Genomic DNA, 17,486 nt, shown 5'->3' with positions numbered 1-17,486 from the left:
TTGGATGGGAACAGATATCGATAATTAACGTTGACTGGACCGCTGAGGGCTTTGCCATGTTAAAGCTACTGCATCAATTAAAAGCTCTTTTCAGGCAAAAAACCGGTCTTCCGCCCGCCCCCACGGAGCAGCTTGTTGATGAAGTCCCCTTGACCGAAATGGCCAAGGAACCTTCGCAAGTGGAAAGAAACTTGTCCTGGATACCCATCAATCGTGAAACGGAGGTTTTTGTACCGTTACTACCCCCCGCTTGCCCGGACTTGAAGCTTGTGGATGCCCTTCTGCTACAACGCTACAGGGTATTCGTCATAGCGAATGAGTCGCGCGGTTTGACACCACAGAACACGATAAACCACGAAAACGCCGACCAACTGGCCGCTGACTTGTACAAGCAGGCAGAAAATCTTGGTTTTTGTCGAGGCACCGAATCCTCGTTTGAAATCTATTGGCTCATCCAATGTGCAGCCATTGTTTCCCTACTGACTCATGGGCCACAATCGGAACAGTTCCTTGGCTATAGAAAAGACGTTGCTCGAAGCTCTGACCAGGCAGGAAAACAGGCTCAAATGTTTGATGATTACGTGGCGTCACGTAGCTATCAAACCGCTGGAACCGGAAGCGAGCACTCCTCGAAACCACCAATAACGGCCCTGGATTACATCGACAACGCGATAGCAATCACCGCCCGGGGATACAACAAGTGCCCGCAACACCACCTCTACTCAAGCTCGTTGATCCAATTGCAATTCATCAAAAACGTGTTGCTGGGCATTGAAAAAGACAAAGCAAGACTGCATCAATTAACTCTCGGTGCCTGGGCGGGCAAAGAGTTTGAACCCAACGATCCTGAACTAGCCCGCGCACTGGGAATTGCCTTCTACATTGGCGATCAAATTGCCCACGGTTTGAAGATTCAGCTGCCGAATGGAATGCCACCAGAAAGTCTTCCTCGCCCATAGCATTTTTTGCGACTTCATTGATAACGCTAGAGGCAAAAATGACCAACGAGACCCGGCATCGTGTTCAAAACGGAACCCTGTGGCTAGCGGATCAACCTATCCACCTTCCTCACCCCGTCAAAGCGACCCTTCAACACAACGACAGGCTCTTGATTCTGGTTGATCCCGCAACCAATGTGATTTTCAACAAAAACGTCTTCGCACTGTCGATACACGGCGAACTGCTCTGGCAAATCGAAGAAAGCCCCCATGGCACGCAAGTCGATAAGCCGTACGTGAATCTCTACTGCGACAAAAACGGGACAGTAATCGCCGGTAACTGGAATGGCGTTAGCTACTCGATCAATCTGCTCAACGGCACCGTCAGGGTTGCTGCCTTTGACAAATAAAGCGCGGCTGACCGAGCTTTACTTCATTTACGTAGGTAGTCATCGCCAGTAACAGATTTTGAAATAATGTTTTTTAGTGCAATTACTCGATATAGCCATCATTTTCAACGGCCATTCTTCAATCTAAAAATCCCACCTAACGACCGGGATTATCCAAATTAGGTGAACCGCTTCACCTTTTTCGAAATTAATTTCAATTAAAAATTGGATCCACACCCCTCCTCAAACCCTTGAAGCTGCTGGGTTTCAGACCCGTCTGTAAGACAGAACCACCGACTAATGGCAAGCGGACATCATTGCGGCATGTATCAAAAACGAGAAAAAATCCGCTCCCTCGTGAACTTTTGTATGCCAATTGTTGCCATACACCACGTTGCTGGCTAATCGACACTGATATGCCAGCATTCAAAGAAATTATTCCTGGCAGTGCGATAAATGATGTCAAAAGCATCAGGGTTCGCACTGTGTAAACAGGTGTTCAACCGAGAAATAAGTGGCTCTTCACGCTCCCGGATAACCCGGGTAGCAATCGTGAAAGGTTCAAGGACGATAAATACCGATGACTCAAGCGTTTGACGTTGAAGCACTGATCAAATTGCGAGGCCAGACCCGGGCTATTTCCGACGCGCTCAAGACGCAGGCTTCGGATTACCTGTCGACCCTGGCATTGCTGATCCGTCCGCAGTCGTTTTTCGGTGAGTACCTGCAAGGCGCGCAACGCAGCAGCGGACGTGAGACCCAGCACCATTTCAAAGAGCTCAAGGAACTGTACGACCGCATCGGTTCGGCCTCGCCGTTCCAGCTGGTCAATGAGCTTGAAGTCCCCCTCAACCTGATCAGTACGACGCCGGAATTATTCCAGCTGGAGTACGACAAGGTGCTGTCGCAAAGCGGTCAATCCATTCGCATCACCAGCCCTGTGCGCTGGGTGGTCGGGTTCAGTTCGTTTGACCTGGCCCGTTTTCGCACCGTCATCAAAGACCCCAATCGCAGCAGCGCCGAGCTGTACCGTTTCGTCGTGCACTACCTGGTGCTGTTCTACTGCCTGAGCAAGTCACCGGGGCTCAGCCGATTGCTGGAAGGCCTGCGTTTTCCCGTCAGTTTCGAACGGTTGAAAGACTTTGGTGACCTGCCCTTTTGCGTGATCAGCTCGCCCGTACGGGCCCAGCTGCCTGATGACGCGGTGATCCGCAGCAGCACCCAGATCGCCGGCAATACCAGCTTCGAAGAGTTGGTAGGCCACGAGAATATTTTGGAAATGAACGATGAAATCCGTCAGCGCCTTCTGCTGACGATCGAAGGAATGTAACGCGCCAGGCCGACTGTTGAGCCTAGACGCAAATGACTTGCAGCGAATTTGTTCGCACCAGGAGATGACGATGGCGAAGAAGGAAAGTACCCAGCACAAACTCGATCGCGTTCGCGCGCCTCGGGTCCATATCACTTACGACGTGGACATCGGTGATGCTCAGGAAAAGAAAGAGCTGCCCTTTGTCGTCGGTGTGCTGGGCGATTTCTCCGGCAACCCGCTGGAGCCGCTGCCGAAGCTCAAGGACCGCAAGTTCATCTTCATCGACCGCGATAACTTCAACGGTGTGCTCAAGGGCATCAAGCCGCGCCTGACTTACCGGGTCGACAACACCCTGGCCAAGAACGGCACGCAGCTTGGCGTCGAGCTCAACTTCAATGCCCTCGAAGACTTCGAGCCGCAGAACGTGGTCAAGCAGGTCGAGCCGCTGCGCAAACTGCTGGAAGTGCGCAACAAGCTGGCTGACCTGCGCAACAAGATGGGCGGCAACGACAAGCTCGAAGAGCTGCTCATGGACGTGCTGCAGAACACTGAGAAGTTGAAAACGCTGGGCAAGGAATTCGGCCGCGAAGCCGCGGTTCCAGCCACCGATGGCAAACAGTAGGAGCCTGAAGATGAACGACAAGCAAACCGTGACTCAACAGGACAGCGAATTGGTTGAAGTGGAAAACTTCGCCCCGCAATCCTCCCTGCTCGACAGCATCATTTCGGAAAGCCGCGTGGCCCGCTCCGAGACCGAGCGCACCCGTACCCGTGACTTGATCGGTGAACTGGTCGGCCAGGTGCTGGAAGGCGAAATGACGCCGAGCAAGGACCTGATTGCCGTGCTTGACGCGCGCATCGCCGAAATCGACGCGATGCTCTCCGAGCAGATGAACGAAATCATGCATGCCCGCGAATTCCAGCAACTGGAAGCGTCGTGGCGCGGCCTGAAGTATCAGGTGGACCAGACTGAAACCAGCACCACGCTGAAGATTCAACTGCTCAACGCCTCGAAGAAAGATCTGGTGCGCGACCTCAAGGCCGCCTCCGAATTCGACCAGAGCGCCCTGTTCAAGAAGATCTACGAAGAAGAATACGGCACCTTCGGTGGTGCACCGTTCGGCATGCTGCTGGGTGACTACGAGTTCAATCGCAGCCCGGAAGACATGTACCTGCTGGAAGAGATTTCCCATGTTGCCGCAGCGGCCCACGCACCGTTCATCTCGGCGGCCTCGCCTGAGCTGTTCGGCTGGGATTCGTTTACCGACATGTCCGGCCCACGTGACCTGGCAAAGATTTTCGACACCGTCGAATACGCCAAGTGGAAGTCGTTCCGCGCGTCCGAAGATTCCCGTTACGTCGGTTTGACCTTGCCGCACGTGCTGGGTCGCCTGCCGTATGGCCCGGATACCACGCCGGTCGAAGAATTCAACTTCGTTGAAAGCGTCGACGGTCGCGACCACAACAAATACCTGTGGATGAACGCCGCCTACGCCCTGGGCACCCGGGTCACCGACGCGTTCTCCCGTTATGGCTGGTGTGTCGCGATTCGCGGTGTCGAGGGTGGCGGTCTGGTTGAAGGCCTGCCGACTCACACGTTCAAGACCGACGACGGCGAAATCGCCCTCAAGTGCCCGACCGAAATCGCCATCACCGACCGCCGTGAAAAAGAGCTGTCGGACCTCGGCTTTATCCCGCTGGTGCACTGCAAAGGCACCGACTATGCCGCGTTCTTCGGCACCCAGTCGACGCAAAAGCAGAAGCATTACAACACCGACATCGCCAACGCCAACGCCCGTCTCTCGGCGCAGTTGCAGTACATCTTCGCCACCTCGCGTATCGCTCACTACATGAAGGCGATCATGCGCGACAAGATCGGCAGCTTCGCTTCGCGCAAAGACGTGGAGATGTTCCTCAACAAGTGGCTGTCGAGCTACGTGTTGCTGGACGACACCGCCAGCCAGGAAGCGAAAGCCAAGTTCCCGTTGCGCGAAGCACGGGCCGAAGTGTTCGAGGTTCCGGGCAAGCCAGGCGTGTACAAGGCCGTGACCTACCTGCGTCCGCATTATCAATTGGATGAGCTGACCGCTTCGTTGCGTCTGGTTGCCGAATTGCCGCAATCGACTCGCGGCTGATCGACATCATTGCCAAGGAGGCAAGATGAGTAGTCAACACAAGCTGTTGCCATCGTTGCTGGATCGATTGCTGGACGATCATCCACATCAGTCCATGGAAGCCTCATCGCAACGCTTGTGTTCGCTGGCCGATTACAAGGCCAGCATCGTTCGTGACCTGGAGGTGCTGGTGAACACTCGCCAGTCCCTGGTTGCCAACGAGCTGGAGGGTTTCGTCAATCTGAACGGAACCATCCTTGACTACGGCATGCCGGATTTCACCAGTCGCAGTGTGCTGGATCCGCAGGATCGCCTGCTGATTCAACGCCAGCTGGAGAAGGCGATCTCCGTCGGCGACCGACGCTTTCGCAGCGTCAAGGTCCAACTGCTCGCACAACAAACCGGCCAACGCATGCTGACCTTCCGCGTGGACGCAGTACTGCGCCTGCAGGACATCACCCGCCAGGTTTCCTTCGACGCGGTGCTGCAGGTCAACACCCAGGAATACAAAGTGCAGAACCTCAACTGATGCTCGACGATCTGCTCCCCTACTACGAAAAGGAACTGTCGCACCTGCGCTTTTTAGGGCAGGAGTTTGCGAGTCAGTACCCGAAGATTGCTTCGCGGTTGCTCATCGAGGGCGATAACTGCGAAGACCCGCACACCGAGCGCTTGATCGAAGCGTTCTCGTTCCTGTCTGCACGCGTGCATAAAAAACTCGATGACGAGCTGCCTGAAATCGTCGAGTCGTTCCTTGAAGTGCTGTACCCGCATTACCTGCGCCCTACCCCGTCGATGTCGATTGTCGAATTCAACCTGGGCAAGCAGGAAAAAGTCACCGAAGCCTTCCGCGTGGCCCGACACACCGAACTCAGCGCCAACCCGATTGATGGCGTGGTGTGCAAATTCCGCACCTGCTACCCGGTGGAACTGTGGCCGGTAGCGGTGCATCAAGCCTCGTTCATCGAGATGGAGCGTTCGGCCTTCAACGGCCACAGCGCTGACCTGGTAGCACGCCTGCGTATCGGCCTGACCGCCACGTCCGATGTGATGTTCGGCAAGATGGAGCTGGACCGCCTGCGGTTTTTCCTCGACGGCGAAAGCACACTGATGCTGCAGCTCTACGAGTTGCTGTTCAACAACCTGGCCAAAGCCACGTTGAGCTTCGAAGATCAGGGTCGCACCCGCGAGATCACGTTGCCGGCGAACGCCTTGAAAGCCGTAGGCTACGGGCTGGACGAAGGTCTGGTGGATTACTCGGAGCGCTCGTTTCTGGGTTACCGCCTGCTGCACGAATATTTCACCTTCCCCGACAAGTTCATGTTCTTCGACCTGTCGGGGTTTGCGCGGCTGCTGGCGGGCCAGAATCTCGAGAAAATCGAGATCAACTTCTACTTTTCCGATTACGACCTGAGTGATCGCCTGGCGCGTCTGACGCAGAACATCGGCCGCAACAACTTCAAGCTCAATTGCACCCCGATCATCAACCTGTTCCGCCAGCAGGCCGAGCCGATCAAGCTGACCCACGCCCAGCACGAGTACGCGGTGACGCCCGACGTGCGCCTGCAAAGCTCGGCGGAAGTGGTGTCCATCGATCGCGTGCGTCGGGTGCGCAAAGTCGGCGGTATCGACCAGGTCGCCACCTGCCATCCGTTCTTCGAACCGCGAGGCGACCAGGGTCCCGGCCAAAGCTTCTGGATTGCCCGGCGTCGCCCGGTACAGACCCGGCAGCGCGATGGCTCGAACATGTTTATCCGCGTCGTCGATCGCGAGCTGGAACTGCTGGATTCCAGCAACGACACCCTGAGCATCCGCCTGACCTGCAGCAATCGTGACTTGCCCCTGATGCTGCCGTTCGGCGGCGAGCGCGGCGATTTCAGTATTCCAGGCAACTCGGTCATCAGCGACATCCGGTGCTTGCGCAAACCCACCGCCACCGCTCGCGTGCCGCTGGGCAACGGGGTCATCTGGCGGTTGATCTCGCACTTGTCGCTCAACCACATGTCGCTGGTGTCCCGAGGTCGCGACGTACTGCTGGAGCTGCTGTCGCTCTACAACTACCGCAACGTTTCGGCGATCCGCAAACAGATCAACGGCATTGTCTCGGTCACCAGCGAACCGGTGGTCGCACGTATCGGTCACCCGCGCCCGAACTTCGTGCGCGGTGTCGGCATCACCCTGAATTTCGATGAAAGCCAGTACACCGGCAGCGGTGTGTTTTTGTTCGGCATGGTGCTGGACCACTTCTTTGGCCAGTACTGCAGCATGAACAGCTTTACCCAATTAACCCTTCGCACCTTGCAGCGCGAAAAGAGAGTCGTCCAATGGCCACCTCGAACCGGCGATCAACCCCTGGTCTGATCGACCAGGCACGGGCTGAGCCGCACCGATTCGAATTTTTCCAATTGGTGCGATTGCTCCGCCTGCATTACAGCAGAACCGGGCGCATGGACCTGGATACACGACCGCACGAAGACCCTTTGCGTTTTCGTTCACAGCTGTCCCTGAACTTCCCTGCCAGCGAAGTCAGCGACTTGCAGTTCGAGCGCGAAGGCAAGGTGTCGGCGGCAGGTCTGCCGCTGTCCGAGGTGCAAGTCACGTTCATGGGACTGGTCGGGCCGTCCGGTGTGCTGCCGCGTCCGTACACCGAGCTGCTGATTGAAAGACACGTCCAGTACAGGGACGACGCGGCCCATGCGTTCCTCGATATTTTTTCCCATCGCATGACCACGCTGTTTTACGAAGCGTGGCAAAAATACAAGTTCTACATCGAGTACGAACGCAACGGCACCTCGGACTTCGATCGTTACCTGCTCAATCTCGTGGGCTTCGGTCCCGAGGCGCAGAAGCAGAAATTCGACAAGCAAGGCTCGCCCCTGCGTCGCGAATTGTTCAGCTATTTTTCCGGTCTGTTCGCGCAAAAGCCACGCAATGCGATGAACCTCGAAGCAATGCTGAGCTTCTATTTTTCGTTGCCGTTCAAGGTCAAGCCGTTTGCCGGTCGCTGGTTGAAACTCGATGCCAGCCAATGCACGCAACTGGGTCGCAAGAACGCGGTGCTCGGACAAAGCGCTGTCGCCGGGAACCGTGTCTGGGACTACCAGTCGTGCGTACGCATCGAGACGGCCCCGCTGGACCTGGCCGACTATCAACGCTTCCAGCCCGGCACCGTGGACTACCAGAAACTGGTGGAACTGGTGCGGTTCTACGTCGGTGCCGAACTGGACTTCCAGTTGGCACCCAAGCTCAAACCCGAAGCAGTACCCGCGGCCCGCCTCGGTCGCCAGGGCAACGTGTCACTGGGCTGGCTCGGCTGGCTCAAACGCCCTGGCGTCGACGTGGAACCCTCCCGTTGCGCCCTCTTCCACATTCCTTTTGATGGGGTCTCCCTGTGAACCTGAAGTCCCTGTTTGCCAAACTGAACGACACCAGCCGCACCGCGACAGAAAGTGCGGCGGCCCTGTGTCTCTCGGAACAGCATTACGACGTCGAAATCGAGCACCTGTTGTTGCAGTTGCTGGACAGCAACGACAACGACCTGCCGGTCATTCTGCGTCATTACGACGTGGTGCCCGATCGCCTGCAGGCGCAGCTGGTAACGGCGCTGGGGACCTTCAAAAAGGGCAATACCCGCACGCCTGCACTGTCGCCGCACATCACGCGCATGATCGAGCAGGCCTGGGTACTGGCCTCCATCGAATTCGGCCAGGGGCAGATTCGCACCGGCTATCTGTTGCAGGCTTTGCTCGATGACGACGAGTTGCGCCGGGTGGTGATCGCCTCCGCCCCTGAGCTGGAAAAAATCAATGCCGACGATCTGCGCGTGAACCTTGGCGCGCTGGTCGAAGGCAGCGCCGAATCGCAACAGGCCAAACCCTTGGCCGGTGCAGACGTCAGCACCCGCAGCACGGTCAAAGGCAACGGCAAGACTCCGGCCCTCGATCAATACACCGTCAACCTGACGCAAAGCGCTCGCGAAGGCCGGATTGACCCGGTGCTGGGCCGTGAGTTCGAGGTCCGGCAGATGGTCGACATCCTGACCCGCCGCCGCCAGAACAACCCGATCCTGACCGGTGAAGCCGGCGTCGGTAAAACAGCCGTGGTGGAAGGCCTGGCGCTGCGCATCATTCAAGGTGATGTGCCGTCGGTACTCAAAGACGTCGCCATTCATACCCTGGACCTCGGCTTGCTGCAGGCCGGTGCCGGTGTGAAAGGCGAGTTTGAGAATCGTCTCAAATCCGTCATCGAAGAAACCAAACGCAGTCTGCATCCGATCATCCTGTTCATCGACGAGGCGCACACCTTGATCGGGTCCGGTGGTCAGGCCGGACAGAACGACGCCGCCAATCTGCTCAAGCCAGCCCTGGCTCGGGGCGAACTGCGCACCATCGCCGCGACGACCTGGGCCGAATACAAAAAGTACTTCGAGAAAGACGCTGCACTCGCCCGCCGCTTCCAGGTGGTGAAGGTCGAAGAGCCGGACGAAGACAAGGCGATCCACATGCTGCGCGGCCTGCTGGCCAAGATGCAGGATCACCACAAGGTCACGGTAATGGACGAAGCACTGGTGCAAGCCGTGCGGTTGTCCAATCGCTACATCACCGGCCGTCAACTGCCTGACAAAGCCGTGAGCGTTCTGGACACGGCCTGCGCGCGAGTCGCCCTGGGCCAGTCTGCACAACCGGGCCCCCTCGAAGACTGCAAGCGGCAGATCGACAATCTGCAAGCCGAGATCACCGTACTGGAACAGGAAGCCGCCAAAGGCAGCGACCATGCCCGCCGCCTGGCCACCCTGCACACCGAGTTGCAGGCACAGCAGCAGACCCGCGACGCACTGGAACAACAGTGGCAGCGCGAGTTGGAACTGGTGGAAAAACTCGGTGCCCTCAGCCACCCGGACCACAAGACACCCGATGCCCGGGAGATTGCCGCGGTGCGCGCCGAACTGGCCAGCGTCCAGGGTGAACAACCGCTGGTGCATGCGCTGGTGGACGGCGGAACCATTGGCGAAGTGATTTCCGGCTGGACCGGTATCCCGCTGGGCAAAATGCTGCGCGACGAGATCGAAACCGTCCAGCGCCTGCCTGCCCTGCTGGGCGAACGCGTGCTCGGCCAGGATCACGCGCTGCATGAAATCGGCAAGCGCATCAAGATCTCCCGGGCCCGCATGGAAGACCCGAACAAACCCATCGGCGTGTTCCTGTTGCTCGGCCCGAGCGGCGTCGGCAAGACCGAAACCGCCCTGGCCTTGGCCGACACCCTGTACGGCGGCGAGCGTAACGTCATCACCATCAATATGTCCGAGTACCAGGAAGCCCACACGGTCTCGAGCCTCAAGGGATCGCCTCCGGGTTACGTCGGCTATGGCGAAGGCGGCGTGTTGACCGAAGCTGTACGGCGCAAGCCTTACAGCGTGGTGCTGCTGGATGAAGTGGAAAAAGCCCACCCGGACGTGCTCGAGCTGTTTTTCCAGGTGTTCGACAAAGGTGTGCTGGATGACGGTGAAGGTCGCGAGATCAACTTCCGCAACACCGTGATCATCCTCACGTCCAACACCGGCACGGATCGCATCATGCAGTGGTGCCTGAACGCCGAGCAGCAACCGACGCCGGAAGACATCGTCGAAGGCCTGCGCGACGAGCTGAACCAGGTGTTCAAGCCGGCGTTTCTCGGTCGCCTGACCATCGTCCCCTACTACCCGGTCAAGGACGCCATTCTGGAGCGCATCGTTGCGCTCAAGCTGGAGCGCATTCGCAAGCGTTTCGAGCGCAATCATCAAGCGGTCCTGAGCTACGACGAGGCGCTGGTCAAAGCCATCGCATCGCGTTGCACGGAAGTCGACAGCGGCGCCCGCAACATCGACAACATTTTGTCCAAGACCCTGATGCCGGAACTGGCCCAACGGGTCCTGGAACGGATGGCGCAGGACAAGCCGATTCAAAGTCTGAAGATCGAGTTGGGCAGCGACGGCGATTTCGCCTACAGCCTGTGCTGAACGAGCATTTAAAGGTAACCCTCATGGATAACCAACAAGCAAGGAAGCGCTCTGCGCAACCCGTATTTGCCAAATGCCTGATCGCCGCAGCCATGATGATGGTGCTGACGGCCTGTGGCGTCACCGACCGTGTCGGCAAGCGCGTGGACGACACGTGGGCCGGCGACATGCTGTTCGACGATAACGAAAAGGTCATCCTGACGTCCGACGGCGGCAATCAGCTCAATCCCGACGAAACCGGCAAGCCGCTGTCCGTGGTGATTCGCGTGTACCAGCTCAGTTCGCTGGAGCGCTTTTCGTCCACCGACGCCGACTCCCTGTGGGACGACCCGCAAAAAGCCCTCGGCAATACCTTGATCGAGAACCGCGAAATCACACTGCTGCCCGGCATGGGTCAAGTCGATCGCTGGCCGTTGAACAAGGCCGCGAGCTATGTCGGCGTCGCCGCGTTTTTCCGCTCGGATGAAGACAGTCGCTGGAAGGTCGCGTTTGACGCCAATTCCCTGCGCAAAGAAGGCATCTGGTTCTCCGCCGATGGCCTGCGGGTGCTGGTGGACAACAACACGGTCACGGCCGTGGCTGGCGTCGACGTCTTGAACAAACCCAAGACCGCCGAACAACTCGCCCAGGCCGCCACTTCGCCGGAAGAAAACACCTTGACCCAACGCCTTCAGGACGCAGCCCTGCAGCAAGCGGAAGACACCGCGACCAGCTCCGCGAAGAAAGCGACCGAATCAAAATTAAACTCTCTATTGGATGGCGTTCATGAGTAAGCAGAGCCGGGTGATGTGGTCGGAGGGCATGTTCCTTTTGCCGCAGCATTTCCAATACCAGGATGAGTTCCACCAGCATCAGTTGGCGGAGTCGACACTGCGCAGCACGCCGTTTCATTGGGGCGTGCAGATGCTTCAGGTTGACGAAGAAGCCCTCGCGACCGGCTCCCTGCAACTCAAACGACTGAAGCTGGTGTTCCCGGACGGCAGCCTGTTCGACGCGCCGCAGCATGATCCGCTGCCGGCCGCCCGTGACTTGAAAGACCTCCTCAAGAGCAACGACCTGAAGGTCTACGCCGCGCTGAAACTGCCTGAGCCCTTCGGCATGAACTACGTTGAAGACGGTCAGGAACAAAAGAGCGCGCGCCGTTTTCGCAAGCAGTTCGACACCCTGCCGGACTTGAACGAAGGCGACCTCGAAAACGAAATCACCAGCCTGCGCCTGAACGTCGTGATGCTGATCGACGGCGACAACCTGGACGGTTACAGCTACTGCCCGATCGCCCGCCTGTCGCGTAACAACATCGGCGGCTTCAACCTCGATGCGCACTTCGTGCACCCCACGCTGCACGTCGGTACCCATGAAACGCTGATCGGCCTGGGCAAACGCCTGCTCGGCGCCCTGCAATCCAAAAGCAAGGCACTGTCGGGCCGTCGTCGTGAACGGGCGGATCAGATTGCCGAATTTGGCTCCAGCGACGTGACATTGTTCTGGCTGCTGAACACGGTCAACCGCGCTCACCCGAGCCTCGCGCACCTGCTCGCTCACCCTCGCCTGCACCCCGAGCGCCTGTACCTGTTTCTGGCCGAACTGGCCGGTGGATTGCTGACGTTCTCGCTGGACACGCAACTCAATGATATTCCCGAGTACGACCACCACGACCCGGCGGCCTCGCTGGTCAAGCTCGATGAAATGATCCGGGTGCTGCTCGACAACGTCGTGCCCAACCAGTGCGTGGTGATCAACCTGACCCAGACCAAGCCTTCGTACTGGCAGGGCCAATTGCTCGACCCGCGCCTGGCCGAGGCGGATTTCTATATTTCCGTGCACGCCGACATGCCCGGTTCCAGCCTGCTGGAACTGGTGCCGCGCGCGTTCAAGGTGGGTTCGCCGGAAGACATCGAAGTCGTGGTCAACAGTGCCATGCCGGGGGTCACGCTCAATCACTCGACCCGCCTGCCCAATGCGATTCCGGTGCGACTGGACAATCACTACTTCTCCATCGAGCCCCATGGCCGCGTGTACGAACGAATGATGAGTGCCCAGGCCATCTCCTTTTACGCACCCAGCGCCTTTACCAATCTCAAGCTTGAACTGATGGCGGTACTCAAATGACTGAAGCCGTAATGCAAGGCGCCGTGACGGCCGCAACCGAAAAACCGGGTTTGAAAGCCCTGGTGCAAGACTTCATCAGCATGGCGCTGATCGTACGCAAGGGCCGACAGGTGACGTCGGTCACGGCCTTCGAGGCGAGCGTCGACAACTTCTTCTCGAACCTGGAGCGCGAAGCCCGCAGCGCCAACTACAGCGTTGAACAGGTCAAGGACACCCAATACGCCTTGTGTGCGTTCCTCGACGAGAGCGTGTTGCGTTCCGGCGACAACGAACTGCGGCGCCACTTCGAACTGCAGCCGTTGCAGTTCCGTTACTTCGGCGTGCACCTGGCGGGTGAAGGCTTCTTCGAGAAAATCGATTCACTGCGCAGCGACGTCAAAAAGAACCTCGACGTGCTCGAGGTATACCACCTGTGCCTGGCGCTGGGTTTCGAAGGCAAATTCAGCCTCGGTCAGAAAGACCAGCTGCGCTATCTGGCCAATACCCTGGGTCAGGACATCGCCCGTTATAAAAAAACGCCCAAAGCGCTTTCACCTGACTGGGCCTTGCCCGATCAGGTCTCCCAGATGCTGCGACACGAAGTACCCGTTTGGCTCTACCTGGCGCTCATTGCGCTGGTCTGCGTGGGTGTTTACCTGACGCTGGACTGGCTGTTGGCCAAGGACGTAGCCGCACTGTCCGAACAAATCAGCCAGCTGTTCAGTGCCTGATCCCAGGTCAGGTAATCGAGTCAGGAAGACATGAAGACATTATTGCGCTTGTTAAAAAGTTTTTGGTTCGTGATCCCGGTCCTGTGGCTGGCGAGCCTGGCCGTGTGCTGGTTCGTGGCGCCGCACGTGAGCGGTTTGCGTGGCTATACGCTGGAAGCGATGGCGATCATCAGTGCGTTCTACCTGCTGATCATTGTGCTGCGTCAGTACAAGCGAATCCGGGCTGAACACAACCTTGAGAACCTGGTGCAGATCGAGGTCGATCGCTCGCTCAAGTCCACCGGCGAGTTCCGCGATCAGCAAGTGCTGCGCGAACGCCTCAAGCACGCCATCGCGATGCTGCGTACCGATCGCTCGGCCGGTGGCGGTGGTGCTTCCGCCCTGTCCGATCTGCCGTGGTACCTGGTCATCGGCATGTCCGGTGCCGGCAAGACCTCGCTGCTGACCCGTTCCGGCCTGTCCGCGAGCATCGCCAACAGCGCCAACGACACCCAGAGCGGCACGCAGCATTGCGACTGGTACTTCAGCCCCGAGGCCGTGATGATCGATACGGCCGGTCGGTATCTGCGCGACGACCAGTCCGCCAGCGAGTTCGCCGCCTTCCTGAAGATGCTGAAAAAGCAACGCAGCAAAGCGGCGGTCAACGGTCTGGTGCTGGTAGTGAGCCTGCCGGAATTGCTCGCGGCCAGCGCTGACGAGCGTAACGCGCTGGCGGCACAGCTGGTGTCGCGCATCGAGGAATACACCGATTGCCTGGACGCCAATCCACCGATCTACCTGATGTTGAGTAAGACCGACCAGTTGCCGGGCTTCAGCCAGGCCTTTGAAGGCCTGGACCTGAATGAGCGCCAGCAACCGCTGGGCATGACGTTCGGCTTGTCGGAGATCCGCAACCAGGGCCTGCGCCCGGTGCTGGATGCCAAGCTGGCCAACCTGCACAGCCATATCCGCCGTCACGTCGACGCGCAGATGATTGCGTTGGGCGCGGATGCCAACAGTGCACTGCTGAACTTCCCGAACTATTTCTCCGAACTGTCTGTGGTGCTGGAGCAATTCCTCCAGCACTTCGCCGACACCCGGCATGCCGGCTCGCCCCTGCTGTTGCGCGGCCTGTATTTCACCAGCGCACTGCAAACCGATCAGCAACTGAGCCAGGTCTATGAAGACGACCTCGCCGAGTCGTTTGCCCTGCAGCCGGAAACCGCCCTGGATAACGACAGCAGCGGCAAGAAGATCAGCGACCGCAGCTACTTCATTACCGATACGTTCCGCCGGGTGATTTTTCCGGACCGCGACCTGACGCTGTACCAGTCACGCTTCGGCCGAAACAAGTCCCTCAGCCCTGTCGTGTTGGGTGTAGCGCTGCTGGCGGGCCTGGCGTTCATCGGCTGGCAAGCCCTGTCGTTCCAGAACAACCGTCAATGGCTGGCCTCGTTGCGCGATCAGTTGAACGAATTGCAGCAATCCCCGGACCGAGCGCAATTGCTCGCCTCGGGCCAAGGGCTGGAATTGCTCCGTGATCAACTTGCCGTCATCGAGAAGCACCGCGCCAAAGGCGTGCCGCTGCAACTGAGTGCAGGTCTTTATCGGGGTGACGACATCTACCTCGTCGCTCAGAACGCTTATTTGCAGCAACTGCGCACCCAGGCACTGGAGCCCGTCACGCTGCAACTTCAATTGCAGATGCGTGCCTTCAACGAGTTCGCAAAAACCATGGACCCGCAGAACAGCTTTGCAACAGCGCCGGCCAAGACGGGCAGGCCGTCCGCCAAAGCGCGTGTCCAGGGCCTGAAACTGCCGACCCGTTTGAGCAGCGTTCCACGCAGCACCGGTGAAGTCGCCAGCCGTTTGAGCGGTGCGGCCAAAGGTGCGGCGAACAAAGCGCGCGGCGATGCAATGACCGCGCTGCGCAACCCGGCCACCGCCAGTGACGCGGCCGATCTGTCGGCGACCACGGGCGGGCTGTCGTTGTCCGAGGAAATGCTGGGCCGACTGGACGAGCGTCAGGTCGCATCGATCATCGAGTCCTACAACGCCCTCAAGCTGTACCTGATGCTGACCCAACCCGATGCGCACCCGGAACCTGAGTTCGTCGGCGCCGCATTGCCGGCGGCCTGGGCCAATACCGCCAGCGAGCAGAATCCTGTCAGCGCTGACGTCATTCAGGACAACGTGCCGGTCTACGTGCAACTGCTGAAGAATGGTCAGGCGCCGACTTTGCCACGCAACGAGCAACTGATCAGCGAAACCCGTAACAGCTTGAAGTCGTTCATGATCTCCAGCTCCCTGGTGGACCGTGAATACCTGCGCCTGCAACTGGAATCCAGCCGCCAGTTTCCGGCGCTTGGCCTCAGCGACCTGGTGCCCCTGCCAGGGCGCCAACTGCTGTACGGCACCGAAGCCGTGCCGGCGATTTTCACCCGTCAGGGCTGGGAACAGTTCGTGAAACCGGAGCTGATCAAGCTGGTGTCCGGGAACCTGCGCAACGAATCGGACTGGGTACTCGATGGTGAAGGTGGCGACAGCCTGGTGCAAAAAGCCAACTTCATCCGCGAATTCATGACGCGCTACAAGCGTGATTACACCCAAGCCTGGTACACCTTGATCGACAGTGTCGGCGTGCGTCACTTCACCGACATGGCCAACGCGACCCAGCAACTGTCACTGCTCAGCGACGTACAGAACTCGCCGGTGAAAATCCTGCTGGCCGCCGTCAACGACAACACTCAGTGGGATGTGCCGGCGCCGCGGGAAACACAACAAACCGGGATCAAGCGCGATGACGGTTTCTGGGGCAAGGTCACGGGTATTTTCGACGGCCCGGACGCTTCGCCAAATGCGCTGATCTCGCCGCTGCCAGCGGTGGATGACGGCAGCCTGGCCAAGCGTTTCGAGCCGGTGTCCCGGGTCTTCGCCGTGCAGAACGCCGAGGGCGCGGACAGCACCATCATGGATCGCTACCTCGCGGCGCTGCGCAAACTCAAGGTACGGATGAACAACATCCAGCGCTCGCAGGACGTCGGTAAAAGCAGCAAGCAGTTGATCAGCGAGACCCTGGAAGGTCAGCCGAGCGAAGTCACCAGCGTGCGCAACTATGTCGAGACCACCGTCGACACCAGCCAGGGCGGCTTGTCGTCCTCGCTGCAAAGCCTGTTCAGTCTGCCGATCCAGTTCACCTGGGAAACCCTGCGCGACCCGGCCGGCGAGCAGATCGCCAAAGCCTGGGCGCAGCAGATCGCCAAGCCCTGGGAACAGGTCATGGCACACCGTTTCCCGATTGCAGCAGGCAGCCGCAATGAAGCCTCGGTCAAGGATCTGCAGCGTTTCGTCGACCCGGAGTCCGGCTTGCTGCCGAACTTCAAGCGCAACGAAATCGGCAATCTCTCCGGGGGTGAAGGCCTGGGCATGAGCAGCGCGAGCAAATCGACGCCGCTGGTCAACCCGAACATGGTCAACAGCATCGACAAGGCCAGCTCCCTGGGTCAGGTCATCGCCAGCTTGTCGGACCGTGAAAACGGCTTCGAGATCATGCTGGAACCGTCGGCTTACTTCACCGACATCATCTTTACCCTCGATGGTCAGGTGCAGCATTACCGCAACGGCAAGACCAGCTGGAGTCGCTTCTCCTGGCCGGGCACCACCACCGCACCCGGCGCCCGCATGGACGTGGTCACGCTGACCGGCGAACGCATCACTGTGTTCGATTATCCGGGCCGCTGGGGCCTGTTGCGCATGAACGACAGTGCCCGCGTCAGTGACCTGGACGGTATCCAGCAACGCTTCAGCTGGAACACCGCCAGCGGTCAGGTCAGCCTCGCCGTGCGCAACTATGGCGGGGTCAAGCTGACCGACCTGGCGAACGTCAAAGCGCTGAGTTCACTCAATGCTTCCGGCGGGCGGGTCCAGTGAGCATGCTCGC

Annotated in this window: 13 protein-coding genes; all 13 read left to right on the top strand. The window is 58.8% G+C overall.

What is annotated here, in order from left to right; translation table 11 throughout:
* Window positions 1-56 precede the first annotated feature (56 nt).
* The 13 genes from H7698_RS31515 to H7698_RS28675 all read left to right on the top strand — a co-directional run bounded on the left by H7698_RS31515 (window position 57) and on the right by H7698_RS28675 (window position 17,476).
* Window positions 57-959: an immunity protein Tsi6 family protein gene (locus H7698_RS31515; protein WP_235992978.1), complete on the top strand. Its 903-nt coding sequence runs from the start codon at window positions 57-59 to the stop codon at window positions 957-959.
* A 38-nt stretch (window positions 960-997) separates the two neighbouring features.
* Window positions 998-1,348, top strand: a complete 351-nt coding sequence (locus H7698_RS28730; protein ID WP_235992977.1) for a hypothetical protein — start codon at window positions 998-1,000, stop codon at window positions 1,346-1,348.
* Window positions 1,349-1,907: 559 nt separating this feature from the next.
* Complete coding sequence (locus H7698_RS28725; protein WP_194693664.1) at window positions 1,908-2,657, top strand: hypothetical protein; 750 nt, start codon at window positions 1,908-1,910, stop codon at window positions 2,655-2,657.
* Between the two features lie 70 nt (window positions 2,658-2,727).
* On the top strand, window positions 2,728-3,261 hold the full coding sequence (gene tssB, locus H7698_RS28720; RefSeq protein ID WP_194693663.1) for a type VI secretion system contractile sheath small subunit: 534 nt from the start codon (window positions 2,728-2,730) through the stop codon (window positions 3,259-3,261).
* A gap of 10 nt (window positions 3,262-3,271) precedes the next feature.
* Entirely contained in the window at window positions 3,272-4,774 is a 1,503-nt protein-coding gene (tssC, locus tag H7698_RS28715; protein ID WP_162439818.1) for a type VI secretion system contractile sheath large subunit, read from the top strand.
* Between the two features lie 25 nt (window positions 4,775-4,799).
* Window positions 4,800-5,282 carry a type VI secretion system baseplate subunit TssE gene (tssE, locus tag H7698_RS28710; protein WP_162439819.1) on the top strand — a complete coding sequence of 161 codons (483 nt, stop codon included), beginning with the start codon at window positions 4,800-4,802 and terminating at the stop codon, window positions 5,280-5,282.
* Window positions 5,282-7,114, top strand: a complete 1,833-nt coding sequence (gene tssF / locus H7698_RS28705) for a type VI secretion system baseplate subunit TssF (protein ID WP_194693662.1) — start codon at window positions 5,282-5,284, stop codon at window positions 7,112-7,114. Before tssE ends, tssF begins: the two co-directional genes overlap by 1 nt.
* A complete protein-coding gene (gene tssG, locus H7698_RS28700) occupies window positions 7,078-8,148 on the top strand; it encodes a type VI secretion system baseplate subunit TssG (protein ID WP_162439821.1) in 1,071 nt (356 codons plus the stop codon). The genes tssF and tssG overlap by 37 nt, the downstream gene beginning before the upstream one ends.
* The gene (tssH, locus tag H7698_RS28695; protein WP_194693661.1) at window positions 8,145-10,748 is read left to right on the top strand and encodes a type VI secretion system ATPase TssH; all 2,604 of its coding nucleotides are present in this window, start codon (window positions 8,145-8,147) and stop codon (window positions 10,746-10,748) included. Before tssG ends, tssH begins: the two co-directional genes overlap by 4 nt.
* A gap of 23 nt (window positions 10,749-10,771) precedes the next feature.
* Window positions 10,772-11,521 (top strand): type VI secretion system lipoprotein TssJ, encoded by a 750-nt coding sequence (gene tssJ, locus H7698_RS28690; RefSeq protein WP_194693660.1) that lies wholly within the window; start codon window positions 10,772-10,774, stop codon window positions 11,519-11,521.
* On the top strand, window positions 11,514-12,857 hold the full coding sequence (gene tssK / locus H7698_RS28685; RefSeq protein ID WP_194693659.1) for a type VI secretion system baseplate subunit TssK: 1,344 nt from the start codon (window positions 11,514-11,516) through the stop codon (window positions 12,855-12,857). The genes tssJ and tssK overlap by 8 nt, the downstream gene beginning before the upstream one ends.
* Window positions 12,854-13,567 (top strand): type IVB secretion system protein IcmH/DotU, encoded by a 714-nt coding sequence (gene icmH / locus H7698_RS28680; RefSeq protein ID WP_194693658.1) that lies wholly within the window; start codon window positions 12,854-12,856, stop codon window positions 13,565-13,567. The genes tssK and icmH overlap by 4 nt, the downstream gene beginning before the upstream one ends.
* Window positions 13,568-13,597: 30 nt before the next feature.
* Window positions 13,598-17,476, top strand: a complete 3,879-nt coding sequence (locus H7698_RS28675) for a type VI secretion protein IcmF/TssM N-terminal domain-containing protein (protein WP_194693657.1) — start codon at window positions 13,598-13,600, stop codon at window positions 17,474-17,476.
* Window positions 17,477-17,486: the final 10 nt, after the last annotated feature.

It is taken from the genome of Pseudomonas sp. p50(2008), assembly GCF_015351605.1.
Lineage (GTDB): Bacteria > Pseudomonadota > Gammaproteobacteria > Pseudomonadales > Pseudomonadaceae > Aquipseudomonas.
The sequence above is the reverse complement of the archived record's forward strand: the minus strand, read 5'-3'. Positions and strand labels throughout refer to the sequence as shown.